Origin of the sequence: Streptomyces sp. ISL-100, from assembly GCF_018614615.1 — a bacterium.
Lineage (GTDB): Bacteria > Actinomycetota > Actinomycetes > Streptomycetales > Streptomycetaceae > Streptomyces.
Genome location: NZ_JAGGOK010000094.1, coordinates 83,709 through 100,222 on the forward strand (window position 1 = coordinate 83,709; position 16,514 = coordinate 100,222).

The window sequence follows — 16,514 nt, forward strand, 5'->3', positions numbered from 1 at the left end:
GCCCGGATCGCCGCTGTGGTCCCTTACCCGGGTATCGATTTGATCCGGGGGGTACGAGCGCCGGTAATCTGAATCATTCGCGTTCGTCGTCGTCGTAATGAAGAGAGCACCGTGGCCGCCGACAAGATCGACACCATCGTCAGCCTGAGCAAGCGCCGTGGCTTCGTCTACCCGTGCAGTGAGATCTACGGCGGCTCCCGGGCCGCCTGGGACTACGGACCGCTGGGTGTCGAGCTCAAGGAGAACATCAAGCGCCAGTGGTGGCGTTCCATGGTCATCGCGCGCGAGGACGTCGTCGGTCTCGACTCCTCGGTGATCCTGGCGCCCGAGGTGTGGGAGGCGTCCGGCCACGTCGCGACGTTCTCCGACCCGCTTACCGAGTGCACCGCCTGTCACAAGCGTCACCGCGCGGACCACCTGATCGAGGCGTACGAGGCCAAGCACAACGGCCGTGCCCCCGAGAACGGTCTTGCCGACATCAATTGCCCGAACTGCGGCACCAAGGGCCAGTTCACCGAGCCCAAGCAGTTCTCCGGCATGCTGGAGACGCATCTCGGCCCGACTCAGGACACCGGCTCGCGTGCCTTCCTGCGTCCCGAGACCGCGCAGGGCATCTTCACCAACTTCGCCCAGGTGCAGCAGACTTCGCGCAAGAAGCCGCCGTTCGGCATCGCGCAGATGGGCAAGTCCTTCCGGAACGAGATCACGCCGGGCAACTTCATCTTCCGCACGCGCGAGTTCGAGCAGATGGAGATGGAGTTCTTCGTCAAGCCGGGCGAGGACGAGCAGTGGCAGGAATACTGGATGGACCAGCGCTGGAGCTGGTACCGCGAGCTTGGTCTCCGTGAGGAGAACATGCGCTGGTTCGAGCACCCGGCGGAGAAGCTGTCGCACTACTCGAAGCGCACCGCCGACATCGAGTACCGCTTCAACTTCGGCGGCAGTGAGTTCTCGGAGCTGGAGGGCGTTGCCAACCGCACCGACTTCGACCTCAAGGCGCACTCCAAGTCTTCCGGCCAGGATCTGTCGTTCTTCGACCAGGAGGCCGGCGAGCGCTGGACTCCGTACGTCATCGAGCCGGCAGCCGGTGTGAACCGCGCCATGCTCGCCTTCATGCTCGACGCGTACATCGAGGACGAGGCCCCGAACGCCAAGGGCGTCATGGAGAAGCGCACCGTGATGCGCCTCGACCCGCGCCTGGCGCCGGTCAAGGTCGCTGTGCTGCCGCTGTCCCGCAACCCGCAGCTGTCGCCGAAGGCCAAGGGCCTGGCGACCGACCTGCGCAAGAACTGGAACATCGAGTTCGATGACGCGGGCGCCATCGGCCGCCGCTACCGCCGTCAGGACGAGATCGGTACGCCGTTCTGCGTGACCGTCGACTTCGACACCCTCGACGACAACGCGGTGACGGTGCGCGAGCGCGACACCATGAAGCAGGAGCGCGTCTCGCTGGACCAGATCCAGTCGTACCTGGGTGGCCGCCTCCTCGGCTGCTGACGCCGACCTGGCGCCTGACCTGGGCGTACGTCCCGAAGGCCCCGGTTCCGCAGAGCGGAGCCGGGGTCTTCGTGCACACTGGGCCCGACGCACAGCAGGGAGGCGTGATGCCGCCGACTACCGGCAGCAAGGTCCGCAGATGGGATCAGCACGGCCGTGAGCACGTGGTCGAAGTCCAACGGGTCGGAATTGAGCGCTCGTTGAACTGCGGGACGTGCGGCTGGCGCAAGGGGGTGCAGTTCCTGCCGTGGCTCAAGGCCGAGGAGCACCTCGCCGAGGCTCACCAGGCGACGGTGGATCCGGCGGGGTCCCGGACCTGAGCCGGCGGCGCCCCGTGGCGGAAAATCTGGTGCCCGGCGCCTCCGGGGCCGGGTAATGTCGCATGCATGTTCTTCCAGATCTACGAGTGAGCGCGCGGCGGATCGCACGTCCGCCCCCCACCAGACGAATCCGCAGATCACTTCTCATCACTTCGGGAGAACCCCGTGGCAAAGAGCCGCAACAACCTTCTCGGCGTAGGCGGGCAGCGCAAGAGGATGTCCCGCGCCGAGGTCGCGGACAACGGCCCCACGCGCAACGCCGACCGCAGGACGGCCGCCGAGCAGAAGGAGGAGCTGCTGCGCAAGATGCGCGAGCGCGCCGCTGCCCAGGAGGACGACAGCGAGGCGACGACGCCGGACACGCAGCAGGACTGACGCCCTCCCCGCACGACGTTGAGGCACACCCAGGAACACCGTGGGCCCGGATCACCGCAAGTGATCCGGGCCCACGCCCGTGTCCGTCGTACGCGGCGGCCCCTGATCCACTGCCGGATCCTCAAGCCGGGCCGCCGTCCGGTGCGCCGACCGCAGCGCCCACGGCCCGCTGGTCAGGGCTCCCACCAGTAGTACGCACAGTCCGCAGCCGGCGATGACCCACCAGGCCGGCCTGCTCGCCGCCACGAAGGTGTCGGCGTACGGCCGCCCGTGCACCCCGGCGGCCAGCACCGCGCCGATGACGGCGACGCCCAGCGTCGTACCGACCTGCCTGCTGGTGGAGGCGACCGCGGCGGCGACGCCCGCCTGGGCGCGCGGCATCCCGGATACGGCGGTGTTCGTGATTGGTGCGTTCACCATGCCGAAACCGAGGCCGAACAGTACGTACCCGGTGAACAGCAGCGGCGTGGACGTCTCCGCCTCGAACGCCGCGAACAGCACGCCGCTCGCCGCCATCGTGACCCCGGCCACCAGGAGCGAGAGGCGGGGCCCGCGGCTGCCTACGAGCCGTCCCGAGAGCGGTGCGCAGACGAACGTCAGAGCCGCCATGGGGAGCATGTAGAGCCCGGCGTGCAGAGCGGAGAAGCCGCGTACGTCCTGGAGGTACAGGGTGTTCACGAAGAGGAAGCCGCCGAGCGCGGCGAACGCGCACACCGCGATCACCGTCGCCCCGCTGAAGGGCGCACTCCGGAAGAACCGGAGATCGATCAGTGGCTCCGTCCGTCTCGGTTCGTGCACGAGAAGGCACAGGAGTGACGAAACGGCCGTTCCCGCGAACAGCAGAATCAGCGGCGACGTCCAGCCCGCCACGGGTGCCTCGATGATCGCGTACGTGAGCGATCCGAGCAGCGCGATGACCAGCAGCTGTCCGACGGGGTCGGGGCGGCGTGCCTTCGGGGCGCGCGACTCGGGTACGTACCGGATGGTCAGCAGGAGAGCGGCCAGCCCTACCGGCAGATTCACCCAGAAGATCGCCCGCCAGCCCACGGAGTCCACCAGCAGGCCGCCGATCAGCGGGCCCGCCGCCATGGAGATTCCGACCACACCGCCCCACATCCCGATCGCCCGGGCCCGCTCTCGCGGCTCGGTGAAGGTGTTGGTGATGATCGACATCGCGACGGGGTTGAGCATCGAGCCGCCGACGGCCTGGACCATGCGGAAGGCGACGAGCGATTCGAGGTTCGGCGCGAGGGAGCACAGCAGCGAGCCGAGCGTGAAGAGGACGAGGCCGGTCTTGAAGACTTTGCGGCGCCCGATCCGGTCGGCCGTGGAGCCCGCGAGCATCAGCAGCGAGGCGAGGACCAGCGTGTACGCGTCGATCGTCCACTGCATCCCGGCGACCGTCGCCCCGAGTTCCTCTCGCATGGACGGGAGGGCGACATTGAGCGCGGTGTTGTCGAGGCTCACGATCAGCAGGCTCATGCAGCAGATCGCCAGGACCAGCAACCGCCGCCGGTGGGTGAGCTCGGGCATACGCGGATAGTACGGCTCACTAACGACTCGCGCCGTACGGGACAATGGGGCCATGACCACCGCGCTCCCCATGCTCTCCATCGGCCCGCACTCCGTGCAGCCGCCGGTGGTGCTCGCCCCCATGGCCGGCATCACCAACGCCCCTTTCCGCACCCTGTGCCGCGAGTTTTCCGGCGGCAAGGGGCTGTTCGTGAGCGAGATGATCACCACGAGGGCGCTGGTCGAGCGCAATGAGAAGACCATGCAGCTGGTCCACTTCGACGAGGCCGAGACGCCTCGCTCCATCCAGCTGTACGGAGTGGATCCCGTCACCGTCGGCAAGGCGGTCCGCATGATCGTGGACGAGGACCTGGCCGATCACATCGACCTGAACTTCGGCTGCCCGGTGCCGAAGGTGACGCGCAAGGGCGGTGGCTCGGCGCTTCCGTACAAGCGGCCGCTGCTGCGGGCCATCCTCAACGAGGCCGTGTCCAACGCGGGCGAGCTGCCAGTGACGATGAAGATGCGCAAGGGCATCAACGACGACCACCTCACCTATCTCGACGCCGGACGGATAGCGGTCGAGGAAGGCGTCACAGCGATCGCTCTGCACGGCAGAACTGCCGCTCAGCATTACGGCGGTACGGCCGACTGGGACGCCATCGCCCGACTCAAGGAGCACGTGCCGGAGATCCCGGTGCTCGGCAACGGCGACATCTGGTCCGCCGACGACGCGCTGCGGATGATGCGCGAGACGGGCTGTGACGGTGTGGTCGTCGGGCGCGGCTGCCTGGGGCGGCCGTGGCTGTTCGGGGACCTGGTGGCGGGCTTCGAGGGTACGGAGGCGTACGCCGCCCCGACGCTGCGCGAGGTGGCCGCGGTGATGCGCCGGCACGCGGAGCTCCTTGGCCAGTGGATCGGTGACGAGGCACGCGGGGTCATTGACTTCCGTAAGCACGTTGCCTGGTACCTCAAGGGCTTCGCCGTCGGCTCGGAGATGCGCAAGAAGCTTGCGATCTCCTCATCTCTGGACGAAATGGACGCTCACTTGAGCGAGCTCGATCTGGACCAGGCGTGGCCGGTGGGGGCGGACGGACCCCGGGGTCGTTCATCCGGTAATGGGCGAGTTGTCCTGCCGGACGGCTGGTTGAAGGACCCGTACGACTGTGCGGGTGTGAGCGAGGATGCAGAGCTGGACACGTCCGGAGGCTGAGATTCGGGTCTCGGGCGGGTCTCATTCGAGCTCATCTGTGGCGTGATCCTCGCCACGCCTGATGAGCTGTTTGCTCAGATGAGCATGCCGGCCGAGACTGCATCTCTCAAAAGGTGGCACTGGGTGCCACCTTTTTTGTTTTGATCGATCAAACTATTGGTTACTCTCCGCCAATGATTTGCGAGATAATGATTGCTGAACGTGTTTTTGCGTACAACTCCTGAACGGTGTCCGATATGTGCTCCGGGTAGTTGATCACTTTCGATCTGCTGGCGGACGAGTGGTTAAGGCCGCATGACAGTCAGGTGGACGTACCCAGACACCTTCGATCTGGGTATGTTCCTGGCCGTCAGGGCAGCCACCGAGCCTCGAGGAGTCGAGACCCGTGTCGGAAAACAAAGATCTTCACGTAGTCACACCCGCGCCTGAGGGCCAGAAGTTCGTTTATGACTTCACCGAGGGCAACAGGAACCTCAAGGACCTGCTGGGCGGCAAGGGCGCCAACCTCGCCGAGATGACCAACCTCGGGCTGCCCGTCCCTCCGGGCTTCACCATCACGACCGAGGCGTGCAAGGTCTACCTCGACAGCGGCGAGGCGCCGGAGGCGCTGCGCGCCGAGGTCAGCGCGCACCTCGACGCCCTCGAGCAGAAGATGGGCAAGAAGCTCGGCCAGGCCGACAACCCGCTGCTCGTCTCCGTCCGCTCGGGCGCCAAGTTCTCCATGCCCGGCATGATGGACACGGTCCTGAACATCGGGCTCTCCGACAAGTCGGTCACCGGCCTCGCCAAGCAGGCCGGCGGCGACGAGCGCTTCGCGTGGGACTCGTACCGCCGTCTCATCCAGATGTTCGGCAAGACGGTCCTCGGCGTCGACGGCGAGCTCTTCGAAGAGGCGCTGGAGCAGGCGAAGGCCGCCAAGAAAGTCAAGGTCGACACCGACCTGGAGGCTGCCGACCTCAAGAAGCTGGTCCGCAAGTTCAAGAAGATCGTCTCCGACGAGGCCGGACGCGACTTCCCGCAGGACCCGCGCGAGCAGATGGACCTCGCCATAAACGCGGTCTTCGACTCGTGGAACACCGACCGCGCCAAGCTGTACCGCCGCCAGGAGCGCATCCCCGGCGACCTCGGCACGGCCGTCAACATTTGCTCCATGGTCTTCGGCAACCTCGGCCCCGACTCCGGCACCGGCGTCGCCTTCACCCGCGACCCCGCCAGCGGCCACCAGGGTGTGTACGGCGACTACCTGCAGAACGCGCAGGGCGAAGACGTCGTAGCCGGTATCCGCAACACCGTGCCGCTCGCCGACCTCGAGAACATCGACAAGGCGTCGTACGACCAGCTCATGCAGATCATGGAGACGCTGGAGACCCACTACAAGGATCTCTGCGACATCGAGTTCACGATCGAGCGCGGCCAGCTGTGGATGCTCCAGACCCGCGTCGGCAAGCGCACCGCCGGTGCCGCCTTCCGCATCGCCACGCAGCTCGTCGACCAGGGCCTCATCGACGAGGCCGAGGCGCTCCAGCGCGTCAACGGCGCGCAGCTCGCGCAGCTGATGTTCCCGCGCTTCGACGACGAGGCGAAGACCGAGAAGCTCGGGCGCGGCATCGCCGCTTCCCCCGGCGCCGCTGTCGGCAAGGCGGTCTTCGACTCGTACACGGCCGTCAAGTGGTCGCGTTCCGGCGAGAAGGTCATCCTCATCCGCCGTGAGACGAACCCGGACGACCTCGACGGCATGATCGCCGCCGAAGGCATCCTGACCTCGCGCGGCGGCAAGACCTCGCACGCCGCCGTCGTGGCGCGCGGCATGGGCAAGACCTGTGTCTGCGGCGCCGAGGAGATCGAGGTCGACACCAAGCGCCGCCGCATGACGGCCCCCGGCGGGATCGTCGTCGAGGAGGGTGACGTCGTCTCCATCGACGGCTCCACCGGCAAGGTGTACCTCGGCGAGGTGCCCGTCGTGCCGTCCCCGGTCGTCGAGTACTTCGAGGGCCGCATGCACGCCGGCGCCGACGACGCCGACGAGCTCGTCGCCGCCGTGCACCGGATCATGGCGTACGCCGACCGAGTACGCCGCCTGCGCGTACGCGCCAACGCCGACAACGCCGAGGACGCCCTGCGCGCCCGTCGCTTCGGCGCCCAGGGCATCGGCCTGTGCCGTACGGAGCACATGTTCCTCGGCGAGCGCCGCGAGCTGGTGGAGCGGCTGATCCTGGCCGACACGGACGACGAGCGCGAGCAGGCGCTGGGCGCGCTGCTGCCGCTCCAGAAGGCCGACTTCATCGAGCTGTTCGAGTCGATGGACGGACTGCCGGTGACGGTGCGCCTCCTGGACCCGCCGCTGCACGAGTTCCTCCCCGACATCACCGAGCTGTCGGTGCGCGTCGCGCTCGCCGAGTCCCGCAAGGACGCGAACGAGAACGACCTGCGCCTCCTCCAGGCCGTGCACAAGCTGCACGAGCAGAACCCGATGCTGGGTCTGCGCGGTGTACGTCTGGGCCTCGTCATCCCGGGTCTGTTCGCGATGCAGGTCCGCGCCATCGCCGAGGCGACGGCGCACCGCAAGAACGCCAAGGGCGACCCGCGCGCGGAGATCATGATTCCGCTCGTCGGCACGGTCCAGGAGCTGGAGATCGTCCGCGAGGAGGCCGACCAGGTCATCGCCGAGGTCGAGGCCGCCACCGGCACCAACCTCAAGCTGACCATCGGCACCATGATCGAGCTGCCGCGCGCCGCGCTGACCGCCGGTCAGATCGCCGAGGCCGCGCAGTTCTTCTCCTTCGGTACGAACGACCTCACCCAGACCGTGTGGGGCTTCTCCCGCGACGACGTCGAGGCGAGCTTCTTCACGGCGTACCTGGAGAAGGGCATCTTCGGGGTCTCCCCGTTCGAGACGATCGACCGGGACGGCGTCGGCGCACTCGTGCGCAGCGCCGTCGAGGCCGGGCGTGCCACGCGTCCCGACCTGAAGCTCGGCGTCTGTGGCGAGCACGGCGGTGACCCGGAGTCGGTGCACTTCTTCCACGAGGTGGGCCTGGACTACGTCTCCTGCTCGCCGTTCCGGATCCCGGTGGCGCGACTTGAGGCGGGGCGCGCGGCGGCGCAGTCCTCGGGCAGCGACTCGCGCTAGCAGGACCAGTAACCAGTAACAAAGAAGCGGCGGCATCTCGTGCGAGGTGCCGCCGCTCTGTTGTGTTCTGTTGTCAGACAATTAGGGGTACACGAAACAACAGAAAGCAACAGCAGTTGAATTTCGCCATTTTGGCCCTGAAAGTGCGGCAGGATGCGGTCGCCGGATCCCCACCCGACGACCGCATCCCGATAGCTCGCCGGACACTGAGCCGCTACCTTCGCCGACCGCCGCCAGACCCAGCAAAGCCCCCCACGGCCTTCGCTGTGCCTTTCCGGTGACTCCGGTGTCGTGCCCGACGAGGAACAGCATTGCGTTCGGCACCGGGGACGCGCGATGCGTTTCAACTGTGGCTGAAAGGCCGTGGTGACGGCGTGTGATGGCGTGCATACTCAACTGCGGGGGCGATTGCGGATGCAACAGATGGGGCTTCGGTGCTACGTGTTCATTTCTCCGGTGTTGACTTGTCGAGGGTTCGGCTGTCCGACCGGCCGGACGCGTTATGGGAAACGGTGCTCAGTTTTCACAGACTGCGAGACAGGCGTGGTGCCAAGGTGTTCGGAGAATGGCGCCGTGAATCGCGTACTCGGTTGAATGGTGAAACACGACTGTTGGCGCCGGTGATACCGAGCAGGGGTTATTTCCCGGATTTCCTGACGCCTCGTGAGGGTGTCCGCGGCATGGAAGCGGGACTCGAAGCGGTACGCGCCACCGCCACCGAGCGGCTGCGCGCCGAACTGGCCCTGCTCGCCGCCTCGCACCGCCAGAGCGACCGTACGGCTCCGCAGGGCTGCGGGGCGTCGACGCAGCAGCGCCGGCACGCAGCCCCGCTCGCCGGCGGCCGGGGCGACGCACTGGCCCTGCTCGCCGGTGCGCTGCGCGGCTACCACCGCGCCGCCGTCGAGCCGTACTGGCCGCACATCCAGTCCCGTATAGAAGCCGACCGGGCCGCCAGAGGCCGCGCCCTGCTCGACGGCGGCGCGGACGAACTCCTCGCCTCACTCCCGCCGATGCTGCGCTGGCGCCCGCCGGTCCTGGAGGCCGACTATCCGGTCGACCGGGATCTTTACCTGCGCGGGCGGGGACTGCTGCTCCAGCCGTCGTTCTTCTGTCGCGGCACCCCGGTCGTCTACCGGGACCCGCAGCTGCCGCCCGTTCTCGTCTACCCGGTGACCCACGCGGACGCCCCGGCACCGGCCGACGACCCCGGACCGCCCCTGGGCCGCCTCGTCGGCCAGACCCGCTCGACGGTCCTTGCGGCCATCGGCGGCGGCTGTACGACGAGCGAACTGGCCCGCAGGGCGGGGGTGTCGCTCGCCTCGGCGAGCCAGCACGCGTGCGTACTGCGCGAGGCGGGCCTGGTCGTCACCCTGCGGCACGGCAACTCGGTCCTGCACACGCTGACGCCACTGGGCGCCGCCCTCCTGCGGGGCGGCGCGACAGCGGAATCGCTCCAGTAACAGCTGTGTCAGCTGGGTCGGCTGGGTCGGCTGTGTCAGGTGTGTCAGGTGTGTCAGCTGCGGAAGGGGCCCGTCACCTCGTACGTGATGCCGCCGGACGAGCTGCCGCTCGTACCGCGCTGGCTGGAGAAGTACAGGCGCCTGCCGTCCGGTGAGAACGCCGGGCCGGTTATCTCCGAGCTCGACTGTCCCTCGATCCGCAGGAAGGTGGCCACCACGTCGTCCGGCGTGATCACGCAGATCTCCATGTTGCCGCCGTCCTCGGAGACGAACAGGTCGCCGGCGGCTGTGCCGGTGACGTTGTCGACGCCCGTCAGGGGGGCCGTGCCGTTCACCAGGGAGTCGTCGTAGGCGAGCTCGATGGTCTGGGCGGCGGCGTTGTACTGCCAGACGCGGTTGTCGCCCTTGGTGGTGAACCAGCAGGTGTCGTTGGCGTAGTAGCAGCCCTCGCCGCCCGTGAAGCGCTTGGCGCCCGAGACCTGGTTGCGGGTGGCGGTGGCGCCGCTCGGGTCGGGGACGGTGGCCCAGGTGACGGGTCCGGACGTACCCGAACCCATCTTCAGGACCTCCAGCCTGCCCGCCGACAGATCACCCCAGGTGGTGGGCGTGAAGCGGTAGAAGCAGCCGTCGGTGACGTCCTCGGTGAGGTAGATGGTCCTGCGGACGGGGTCGGCCGCGGCGGCCTCGTGCTTGAAGCGGCCCATCGCGTCCCGGCGTACGGCGGCCTTCACGCCCCACGGGTCGGTCTCGTAGACGTAGCCTCGGTCGACCTCCTCGCACGACAGCCAGGTGTTCCACGGAGTCTTGCCGCCCGCGCAGTTCTGGCGGGTGGAGGAGAGGATGCGGTACGCGCCGGTGATGGCGCCGGTCGAGGAGAAGCGGACCGCGCCCGCGCCGCCGGAGGGTTGATTTCCGAGTTCGAGACGTAGATCCAGCCGGTGCCGTCCGCGTAGCAGTCGCCGCCGTCGGGCGCGTTGTGCCAGGTGTACGCGGTGGAGCCGACCTTCTGGCCGGAGCGGGCTATGACGCGACTGGTGAAGCCGGCGGGCAGGCGCAGGCCGTTGGCGTCGGTCGAGCCGAGGGCTCCGTAGGGACCGGCGCCGGGCTGGGCGGGGGCGGCGTACGCGGCGCCGCGCCAGAGGGTGCCGCCGAAGGCGGCGGCGGAGGTGCCGATGACAGCGCCGCGCAGGAAGCTACGACGTTCCATGTGTCACTCCAAAATGGGGGACTGTGACCTCGGAACGTAAGAGTCTCGAATTGACAGTGCATCAACAACCGGTGTGCGGGAGGTGATCAGTCGCCGACCTCGCGGACCTCGTAGTCGACGCGGTCCAGGTCGTCGAAGACGCTCTGGGCCACCGTGAAGGCGGAGTTGGCTGCGGGGACTCCGCAGTACACCGCCGTCTGGAGCAGGATCTCGCCGATCTCTTCCCTGGTCAGGCCGTTGGTCAGTGCTGCGCGCACATGCAGCGCCAGTTCCGCCTCGTGGCCGTGGGCGACGAGTGCGGTGAGGGTGATGCAGCTGCGCGTGCGCCGGTCCAGGGTCTCGCTCGTCCAGATCTCACCCCAGGCGTACCGCGTGATGAAGTCCTGGAAGCGGGCCGTGAACGGCGTCGTACGACCGACCGCGCGGTCCACGTGGGCCGCGCCCAGTACCTCCCGGCGCACGCGCATGCCCGCCGCGTGGTGGGACGCGTCGGTGTGGGCGGGCGGCGGGGCGAAGTGGGCGAGCAGGGCATTGGTCACTGCATCCGGCTTCTCCACGCCTGCCAGGTGCGCCGCGCCCGCGATTTCGAGCAGGCTGGAACCCGGGATCGCGTCGGCGATCTCGCGGGCGTGCGCGGGCGGCGTGGCCGGGTCGTCGCGTCCGGCGACGACCAAGGTCGGTGCGGAGACCGAGGGGAGCGCGCCGCGCAGGTCGTACGCCGCGAGTGCGTCGCAGCAGGCGGCGTAGCCGGCCGGGTCGGTGGCGCGCAGGTCTTCGATGAGCGCGTGGCCCAGGGGTGTCGGTGCGAACGCGGGCGCGAACCAGGTGCCCGGGCGGCTCGCCACCATCGCCTCGGTGCCTTCCGCCCGTACGAGAGCGGCGCGCTCGCGCCAGGTGGCGGGCTCACCGAAGCGGGCCGACGAACAGACCACGGCGAGGGCGGTGACACGCTCGGGGAAGTGCGTCGCCAGGTGAAGCCCTACGGCGCCGCCGATGGAGATACCGGCGTACGCGAACGACTCCCAGCCCTGTGCGTCGGCGGCCCGCAGCACGAGCGCCGCCAGGTCGGCGACGGTCGCGGTGCCGGCGGCCTGCGGGATCACGTCGGTGGGGGTGCCGCCGTGGCCCGGGAGGTCCCAGCGCAGGACGCGGTGGACACGGGCGAAGGCGGCGAGCTGCGGCTCCCAGACGGTGAGGGAGGTGCCTACGGACGGGCCGAGGACCAGGGGGGTGCCGGATTCGGGGCCGTCGAGGCGGACGTGGGGGAGGGAGAGGTCGTGGTGCGCGTCAGGCATGGGGGTGCTCCGGCTTTCGGTCCAGGGCGCGGTCTACCAGGGCGGCCGCGGAGCCGGTGTAGTGCGTGGGGTCGGTGAGTTCGGCCAGCTCGTCTTCCGCCAGTTCGTCGGTGGGGAGTGCGGCTGCGAGGGCCTCTGCCAGGGGGATGCCTTCCGTGGCTGTGCGCCGGGAAGCCGCGGTGAGGAGGTCCTTGGCGGCGGCTCGGCCGAGGGAGGGCGCCAGGGCTGCGGCGATGCGTTCGCTGACGATCAGGCCGTGGGTGAGGTCGAGGTTCTGGCGCATGCGGTCGGGGTGGACGCGAAGGCCTTCGGTGAGGTCCGCCGCGTGGGAGGCCGCGCCGCCGGCCAGGCGCAGGAGTTCGCGCAGGGGCTGCCATTCGGCGTGCCAGGCGCCTGCGGGGCGTTCGTCCCCGGCGGAGGCGAGGGAGGCGAGCAGTACGGAGGCCAGGGCCGGGGCCTGTTGGGCGGCGGAGGTGATCAGGGTGGCGTGGACGGGGTTGGCTTTGTGGGGCATGGCGGAGGAGCCGCCGCCGGTGCCTTCGGAGACTTCGGCGATTTCGGTGCGGGAGAGGGTGAGGACGTCTGTGGCCAGTTTGCCCAGGGCGGCGCAGGTGAAGGCGAGAGTGGTGGCCAGGTCGGCCATGGGGGTGCGGAGGGTGTGCCAGGGGAGGCTGGGCGCCGCGAGGTTGAGCTCGGCGGCGTAGGTGGTGAGGAGGGTGAGGCCGGGGTCGGGGGTGGGGGTGGTCAGGCCCGGGTCGGGGGTGCGGACGGTCAGGCCCGGGTCGGGCGTGCGGGGGGCTGGGCCTTCGGCGGGGGTTCCGCTGTGCCCACCCTCCCCCATGGCCTTAAGGGCATGGGGGGTACCCCCTTCGCCCTGGCGGAACGATTGCCCACAGCGTGGGGGCGGGGCGAAGGCCGCAAGCGTGCCTGCTGCTCCGCCCAGTTGGGCGGGGAGGGTGACGGCGTTCAGCCGGTTCGTGGCGTCCAGGGTCAGCGAGCGCCAGCCTGCCGCCTTCAGGCCGAAGGTGGTGGGGACCGCGTGCTGGGTCAGTGTGCGGCCCGGCATGGGGGTGTCCCGGTGGACTGCCGCCAGGGTGGTGAGGGCCGCGGTCGTGCGGGTCAGGTCGGCGGTGATGAGGGGGAGCGTGCGCGTGGCTACCAGCATCACCGCCGTGTCGACGATGTCCTGGCTGGTGGCTCCCCGGTGCACGTACGGCGCGGCTTCCGGGCCCACGGCTGCCGCGAGGTCGGCCACCAGGGGGATCACCGGATTGCCGCCGGAACGGGCACGCAGTGCCAGGTCGCGTACGTCGAAGTGGGCGGCCCTAGCCGCCGCCGTGACTGCCTCGCCCGCCCACGCGGGCCCCTGCGCCCGCGTGAGGGCCGCCTCCGCGTCGAGCATCGCCTGGAGCAGGGCCACGTCGCCGGTCGCAGCCTCGGCCGCGGTTCCGGCGCGTACAGGAGAGAGCAGTCCGTGGTCAGGCGAAGTCAAGGAAGACCGTCTCTTCCTCGCCCTGGAGGCGGATGTCGAAGCGGTGGGTGCGGTTGCTGTCGCGGTTCGGTTCGGGCCGGGCGATCAGTGTCGCGCGGCGCTCGGGAGTCAGCGAGGCGAACAGCGCGTCCGGGCCCTCCGCCAGGTACGCGCGCGTGAAGAGGTGGTGGGTCAGGCCCCGCGCGAACACGCACACGCTGATGTACGGGACGGGAGAAGGGGCGCCCGGGGGAAGGGTGCGCACCGTGTAGTGGCCGTCCGCGTCCGTCGGGACCCGGCCGAAGCCCGTGAAGTCGACGCCGTTGCGGCCGAGGAAACCGCCCGTCACGGGATCGCGGCGCATCGAACCCGGCGCGCCCGCCAGTGAACCGTCCGGCCCCGCCTGCCAGAACTCGACGATCGCGTCCGGGACCGGTTCCCCGGCGCCGTCGTAGACGTACCCGTGAAGCGTGATCGCGTCGGGATGTTCCCTGGGGGCGATATCGCCGCCTCCCGGGAACGGCAGGGCGTACCCGTAGAACGGACCGACGGTGTGCGAAGGAGTGGGCGGCAGATACGTCATCAGCGGCCTTCCTCGATCCAGGTGGCGGACGGGCCGTCGAGGACGATGTCCCAGCGGTAGCCCAGCGACCATTCGGGGCGGGAGAGGGAGTGGTCGTACGCGGCGACCAGCCGGGCACGCGCCGCGTCGTCCGTCACCGACTGGAGGATCGGGTCGTACGCGAGGAGCGGGTCCCCCGGGAAGTACATCTGAGTGACCAGGCGCTGTGTGAAGGCCGTGCCGAAGAGCGAGAAGTGGATGTGCGCGGGGCGCCACGCGTTCTCGTGGTTGCGCCACGGGTAGGCGCCCGGCTTGATGGTCGTGAAGCTGTACGAGCCGTCGTCGCCCGTCAGCCCCCGCCCCACGCCCGTGAAGTTCGGGTCCAGCGGCGCCGGGTGCTGGTCGCGCTGGTGGGCGTACCGGCCGGAGGCGTTGGCCTGCCACAACTCGACGAGCTGACCGCGTACCGGCCGGCCCGCGCTGTCGAGCAGCCGCCCGGAGACGGTGATGCGCTCGCCGAGCGGCTCAGCCGCGTGCTGCCGGGTCAGGTCGTGGTCGAGCTCGGTGACGTCGGTGTGGCCGAAGACGGGGCCGGAGAGCTCGACGGCCTCGGGGTCCCCGCTGACGGCCACCAAGGGCTGCTGAGGGTGGCGAAGGAGGCTGCTGCGGTACGGCGGGAAGTCGCGCGGGGGGTGATGCGCGGCGGGGGTGCCGGCCGCGCGGGCCTTCTCGTAATCCGCGCGGATCTCGGCGAGCTCGCCGTCGATGTCGGACTGCGTGGGAGTCATCAGGCCTGGTCCCTTCCCGCTGCCTTGAGGGCGCGCAGCGCGGCCAGTTCGGCGGCGGTGGGCGGCTCGGTGACCCCGACCGTGTCCGCCGTCTTCAGCTCCCAGCCGGTGGCGGCCCGTACCTGCTCGACGGTGACGCCGGGGTGCAGCTCGGTGAGTACGAGTTCGGCGGTGGCCGGGTCGGGCCGCAGGATGCCGAGGTCGGTGATGACGGCGACCGGGCCCGCACCCGGCATGCCGAGCTCCTTGCGGTCGCCGGGGCCCGAACCGTGGCCGAGCGTGGTGACGAAGTCGAGCTTCCGCACGAAGTTGCGGGTGGAGTGGCGCAGCACCATCAGCACCTTGCCGCAGTTCGACGCGATCTCGGGTGCGCCGCCCGCGCCTGGGAGGCGGCCCTCCGGCTTGCCCGGGCCTCGTTCGACGACCGTCGTATTAATGTTGGCGAAACGGTCGACCTGGGCCGCGCCGAGGAAGCCGACGTCGATCCGGCCGCCCTGGAGCCAGTAGTTGAACATCTCGGGTACGGGCACCACCGCGTCCGCGGTCTCGGCCAGTTCGCCGTCGCCGATGGACAGCGGCAGCCGGGTCGGCTTGGAGCCGATCGTCCCGGACTCGTAGATCAGCACGAGCTTGGGATTGACGGTGTTACGGGCGAGGTTGGCGGCGGTGGACGGCAGCCCGATGCCGACGAAGCAGGTGCGCGCCCCGGCCAGCGCGCGGGCCGCGTTGACCTCCATCAGCTCGTCGTGCGTGAAGTCCTCGGTGGTGGTCATCGGACGGCAGCTCCTTCGGTCCGTACGTTCGTGTCGAGCCACTGCGTGAAGGCGTCGCGGTCCCGGGCGATCGGGTCCCACGCCTGGTAGAAGGCGTTGTCGCGCACCGTGTAGCCGCTGGCGTACGAGGGATGGGCGCCGCCCGGTACGACGGCGCACGCGTCGATCACCCAGGTCGGCAGGACTACGCCGCCGGGCCGGGGCGTCAGCTCGTCGACGATCTCCTCGACCGTCACGAGTACCCGGCCGGCGGCCAGCGCGGCCTCCTTCTGGACGCCGGTCAGGCCCCACAGCTGGACGTTGCCGTCCCGGTCGGCCTGCTGGGCGTGGATGACGGTGACGTCGGGGTTGAGCGCGGCGACGGCGGCCAGTTCCTCGCCCGTGAACGGGCAGGTGACGGAGGAGACCGTGTCCGTACGGGTGGCGAGGTCGGAGCCGCGGTAGCCGCGCAGCACTGCGAACGGCAGTCGCGACGCCCCCGCGACGTAACGGTTGGCCATGCCCGCGTGGCTGTGCTCGTCGAGCTCCAGGGGCCGTGGCCAGCCGTTCTCGACGGCGTCGCGGAAGCGGTGCAGGGAGCCGACCCCCGGGTTGCCGCCCCAGGAGAAGATCAGCTTCTTCACCAGACCGGCGCCGATCAGTTGGTCGTAGATGACGTCCGGGGTCATCCTGGCGAGGGTCAGGTCGGTGATGTCCTGGCGGATGATCTCGTGGGCGGCGGCGTACGGGATCAGGTGAGTGAAGCCCTCCATCGCGAGGGTGTCCCCGTCGTGGACGAGGTCCGCCACGGCGTCGTGCAGGCTGCGTATGTCGGCCATCGTCACTCACTCCGCGAGTTGCTCAGTGTACTGACTAGTTTCTCGTCGAGGCCGTACAATTCCACCGAGTTCCGCTCGCGTCAATGGCTCAGT

Annotated in this window: 13 protein-coding genes and 1 pseudogene; 6 read left to right on the plus strand and 8 right to left on the minus strand. The window is 69.4% G+C overall.

Features of this window, described 5'->3' with window-relative positions; genetic code table 11:
* Positions 1-111: 111 nt before the first annotated feature.
* From J7E89_RS34900 to J7E89_RS34910, 3 genes are all read left to right on the plus strand, one after another.
* On the plus strand, positions 112-1,497 hold the full coding sequence (locus J7E89_RS34900; protein ID WP_214979571.1) for a glycine--tRNA ligase: 1,386 nt from the start codon (positions 112-114) through the stop codon (positions 1,495-1,497).
* A gap of 107 nt (positions 1,498-1,604) precedes the next feature.
* Positions 1,605-1,817: a hypothetical protein gene (locus J7E89_RS34905; protein WP_214979573.1), complete on the plus strand. Its 213-nt coding sequence runs from the start codon at positions 1,605-1,607 to the stop codon at positions 1,815-1,817.
* A gap of 165 nt (positions 1,818-1,982) precedes the next feature.
* Positions 1,983-2,192, plus strand: a complete 210-nt coding sequence (locus J7E89_RS34910) for a DUF6243 family protein (protein WP_214979575.1) — start codon at positions 1,983-1,985, stop codon at positions 2,190-2,192.
* Positions 2,193-2,243: 51 nt separating this feature from the next.
* Here J7E89_RS34910 and J7E89_RS34915 read toward each other — a convergent pair whose 3' ends face one another.
* Entirely contained in the window at positions 2,244-3,725 is a 1,482-nt protein-coding gene (locus tag J7E89_RS34915) for an MFS transporter (RefSeq protein WP_214979577.1), read from the minus strand.
* Between the two features lie 52 nt (positions 3,726-3,777).
* On the opposite strand from J7E89_RS34915, the gene dusB reads away from it, so the two are divergent.
* The 3 genes from dusB (at position 3,778) to J7E89_RS34930 (ending at position 9,507) form a co-directional block, all read left to right on the plus strand.
* Positions 3,778-4,917 carry a tRNA dihydrouridine synthase DusB gene (gene dusB / locus J7E89_RS34920; RefSeq protein ID WP_214979579.1) on the plus strand — a complete coding sequence of 380 codons (1,140 nt, stop codon included), beginning with the start codon at positions 3,778-3,780 and terminating at the stop codon, positions 4,915-4,917.
* A gap of 385 nt (positions 4,918-5,302) precedes the next feature.
* Positions 5,303-8,047 (plus strand): pyruvate, phosphate dikinase, encoded by a 2,745-nt coding sequence (gene ppdK / locus J7E89_RS34925; protein WP_214979581.1) that lies wholly within the window; start codon positions 5,303-5,305, stop codon positions 8,045-8,047.
* Positions 8,048-8,481: 434 nt separating this feature from the next.
* Positions 8,482-9,507: a helix-turn-helix transcriptional regulator gene (locus J7E89_RS34930; RefSeq protein ID WP_214979583.1), complete on the plus strand. Its 1,026-nt coding sequence runs from the start codon at positions 8,482-8,484 to the stop codon at positions 9,505-9,507.
* Positions 9,508-9,560: 53 nt separating this feature from the next.
* On the opposite strand, the pseudogene J7E89_RS34935 reads toward J7E89_RS34930, so the two are convergent.
* The 7 genes and pseudogenes from J7E89_RS34935 to J7E89_RS34965 all read right to left on the minus strand — a co-directional run bounded on the left by J7E89_RS34935 (position 9,561) and on the right by J7E89_RS34965 (position 16,421).
* A pseudogene (locus tag J7E89_RS34935) lies at positions 9,561-10,714 on the minus strand (alkaline phosphatase PhoX).
* An 86-nt stretch (positions 10,715-10,800) separates the two neighbouring features.
* Positions 10,801-12,009 (minus strand): 4-carboxymuconolactone decarboxylase, encoded by a 1,209-nt coding sequence (gene pcaC / locus J7E89_RS34940; RefSeq protein WP_214979590.1) that lies wholly within the window; start codon positions 12,007-12,009, stop codon positions 10,801-10,803.
* Positions 12,002-13,501: an adenylosuccinate lyase family protein gene (locus tag J7E89_RS34945; protein WP_251061482.1), complete on the minus strand. Its 1,500-nt coding sequence runs from the start codon at positions 13,499-13,501 to the stop codon at positions 12,002-12,004. The genes pcaC and J7E89_RS34945 overlap by 8 nt, the downstream gene beginning before the upstream one ends.
* Complete coding sequence (pcaG, locus tag J7E89_RS34950) at positions 13,488-14,063, minus strand: protocatechuate 3,4-dioxygenase subunit alpha (RefSeq protein ID WP_214979598.1); 576 nt, start codon at positions 14,061-14,063, stop codon at positions 13,488-13,490. The genes J7E89_RS34945 and pcaG overlap by 14 nt, the downstream gene beginning before the upstream one ends.
* A complete protein-coding gene (gene pcaH, locus J7E89_RS34955; protein ID WP_214979600.1) occupies positions 14,063-14,830 on the minus strand; it encodes a protocatechuate 3,4-dioxygenase subunit beta in 768 nt (255 codons plus the stop codon). The genes pcaG and pcaH overlap by 1 nt, the downstream gene beginning before the upstream one ends.
* Positions 14,830-15,603 carry a CoA-transferase subunit beta gene (locus J7E89_RS34960; protein WP_214979602.1) on the minus strand — a complete coding sequence of 258 codons (774 nt, stop codon included), beginning with the start codon at positions 15,601-15,603 and terminating at the stop codon, positions 14,830-14,832. Before J7E89_RS34960 ends, pcaH begins: the two co-directional genes overlap by 1 nt.
* Positions 15,600-16,421 (minus strand): CoA transferase subunit A, encoded by an 822-nt coding sequence (locus J7E89_RS34965; RefSeq protein ID WP_214979604.1) that lies wholly within the window; start codon positions 16,419-16,421, stop codon positions 15,600-15,602. Before J7E89_RS34965 ends, J7E89_RS34960 begins: the two co-directional genes overlap by 4 nt.
* Positions 16,422-16,514 lie beyond the last annotated feature (93 nt).

Bases quoted from the DNA above. Each gene is read 5' to 3' on its own strand.
- J7E89_RS34915 (WP_214979577.1), bottom strand. From the start codon at position 3,725: ATGCCCGAGCTCACCCACCGGCGGCGGTTGCTGGTCCTGGCGATCTGC.
- pcaC (WP_214979590.1), bottom strand. From the start codon at position 12,009: ATGCCTGACGCGCACCACGACCTCTCCCTCCCCCACGTCCGCCTCGAC.
- pcaG (WP_214979598.1), bottom strand. From the start codon at position 14,063: ATGACGTATCTGCCGCCCACTCCTTCGCACACCGTCGGTCCGTTCTAC.
- J7E89_RS34965 (WP_214979604.1), bottom strand. From the start codon at position 16,421: ATGGCCGACATACGCAGCCTGCACGACGCCGTGGCGGACCTCGTCCAC.
- pcaH (WP_214979600.1), bottom strand. From the start codon at position 14,830: ATGACTCCCACGCAGTCCGACATCGACGGCGAGCTCGCCGAGATCCGC.
- dusB (WP_214979579.1), top strand. From the start codon at position 3,778: ATGACCACCGCGCTCCCCATGCTCTCCATCGGCCCGCACTCCGTGCAG.
- J7E89_RS34905 (WP_214979573.1), top strand. From the start codon at position 1,605: ATGCCGCCGACTACCGGCAGCAAGGTCCGCAGATGGGATCAGCACGGC.
- J7E89_RS34960 (WP_214979602.1), bottom strand. From the start codon at position 15,603: ATGACCACCACCGAGGACTTCACGCACGACGAGCTGATGGAGGTCAAC.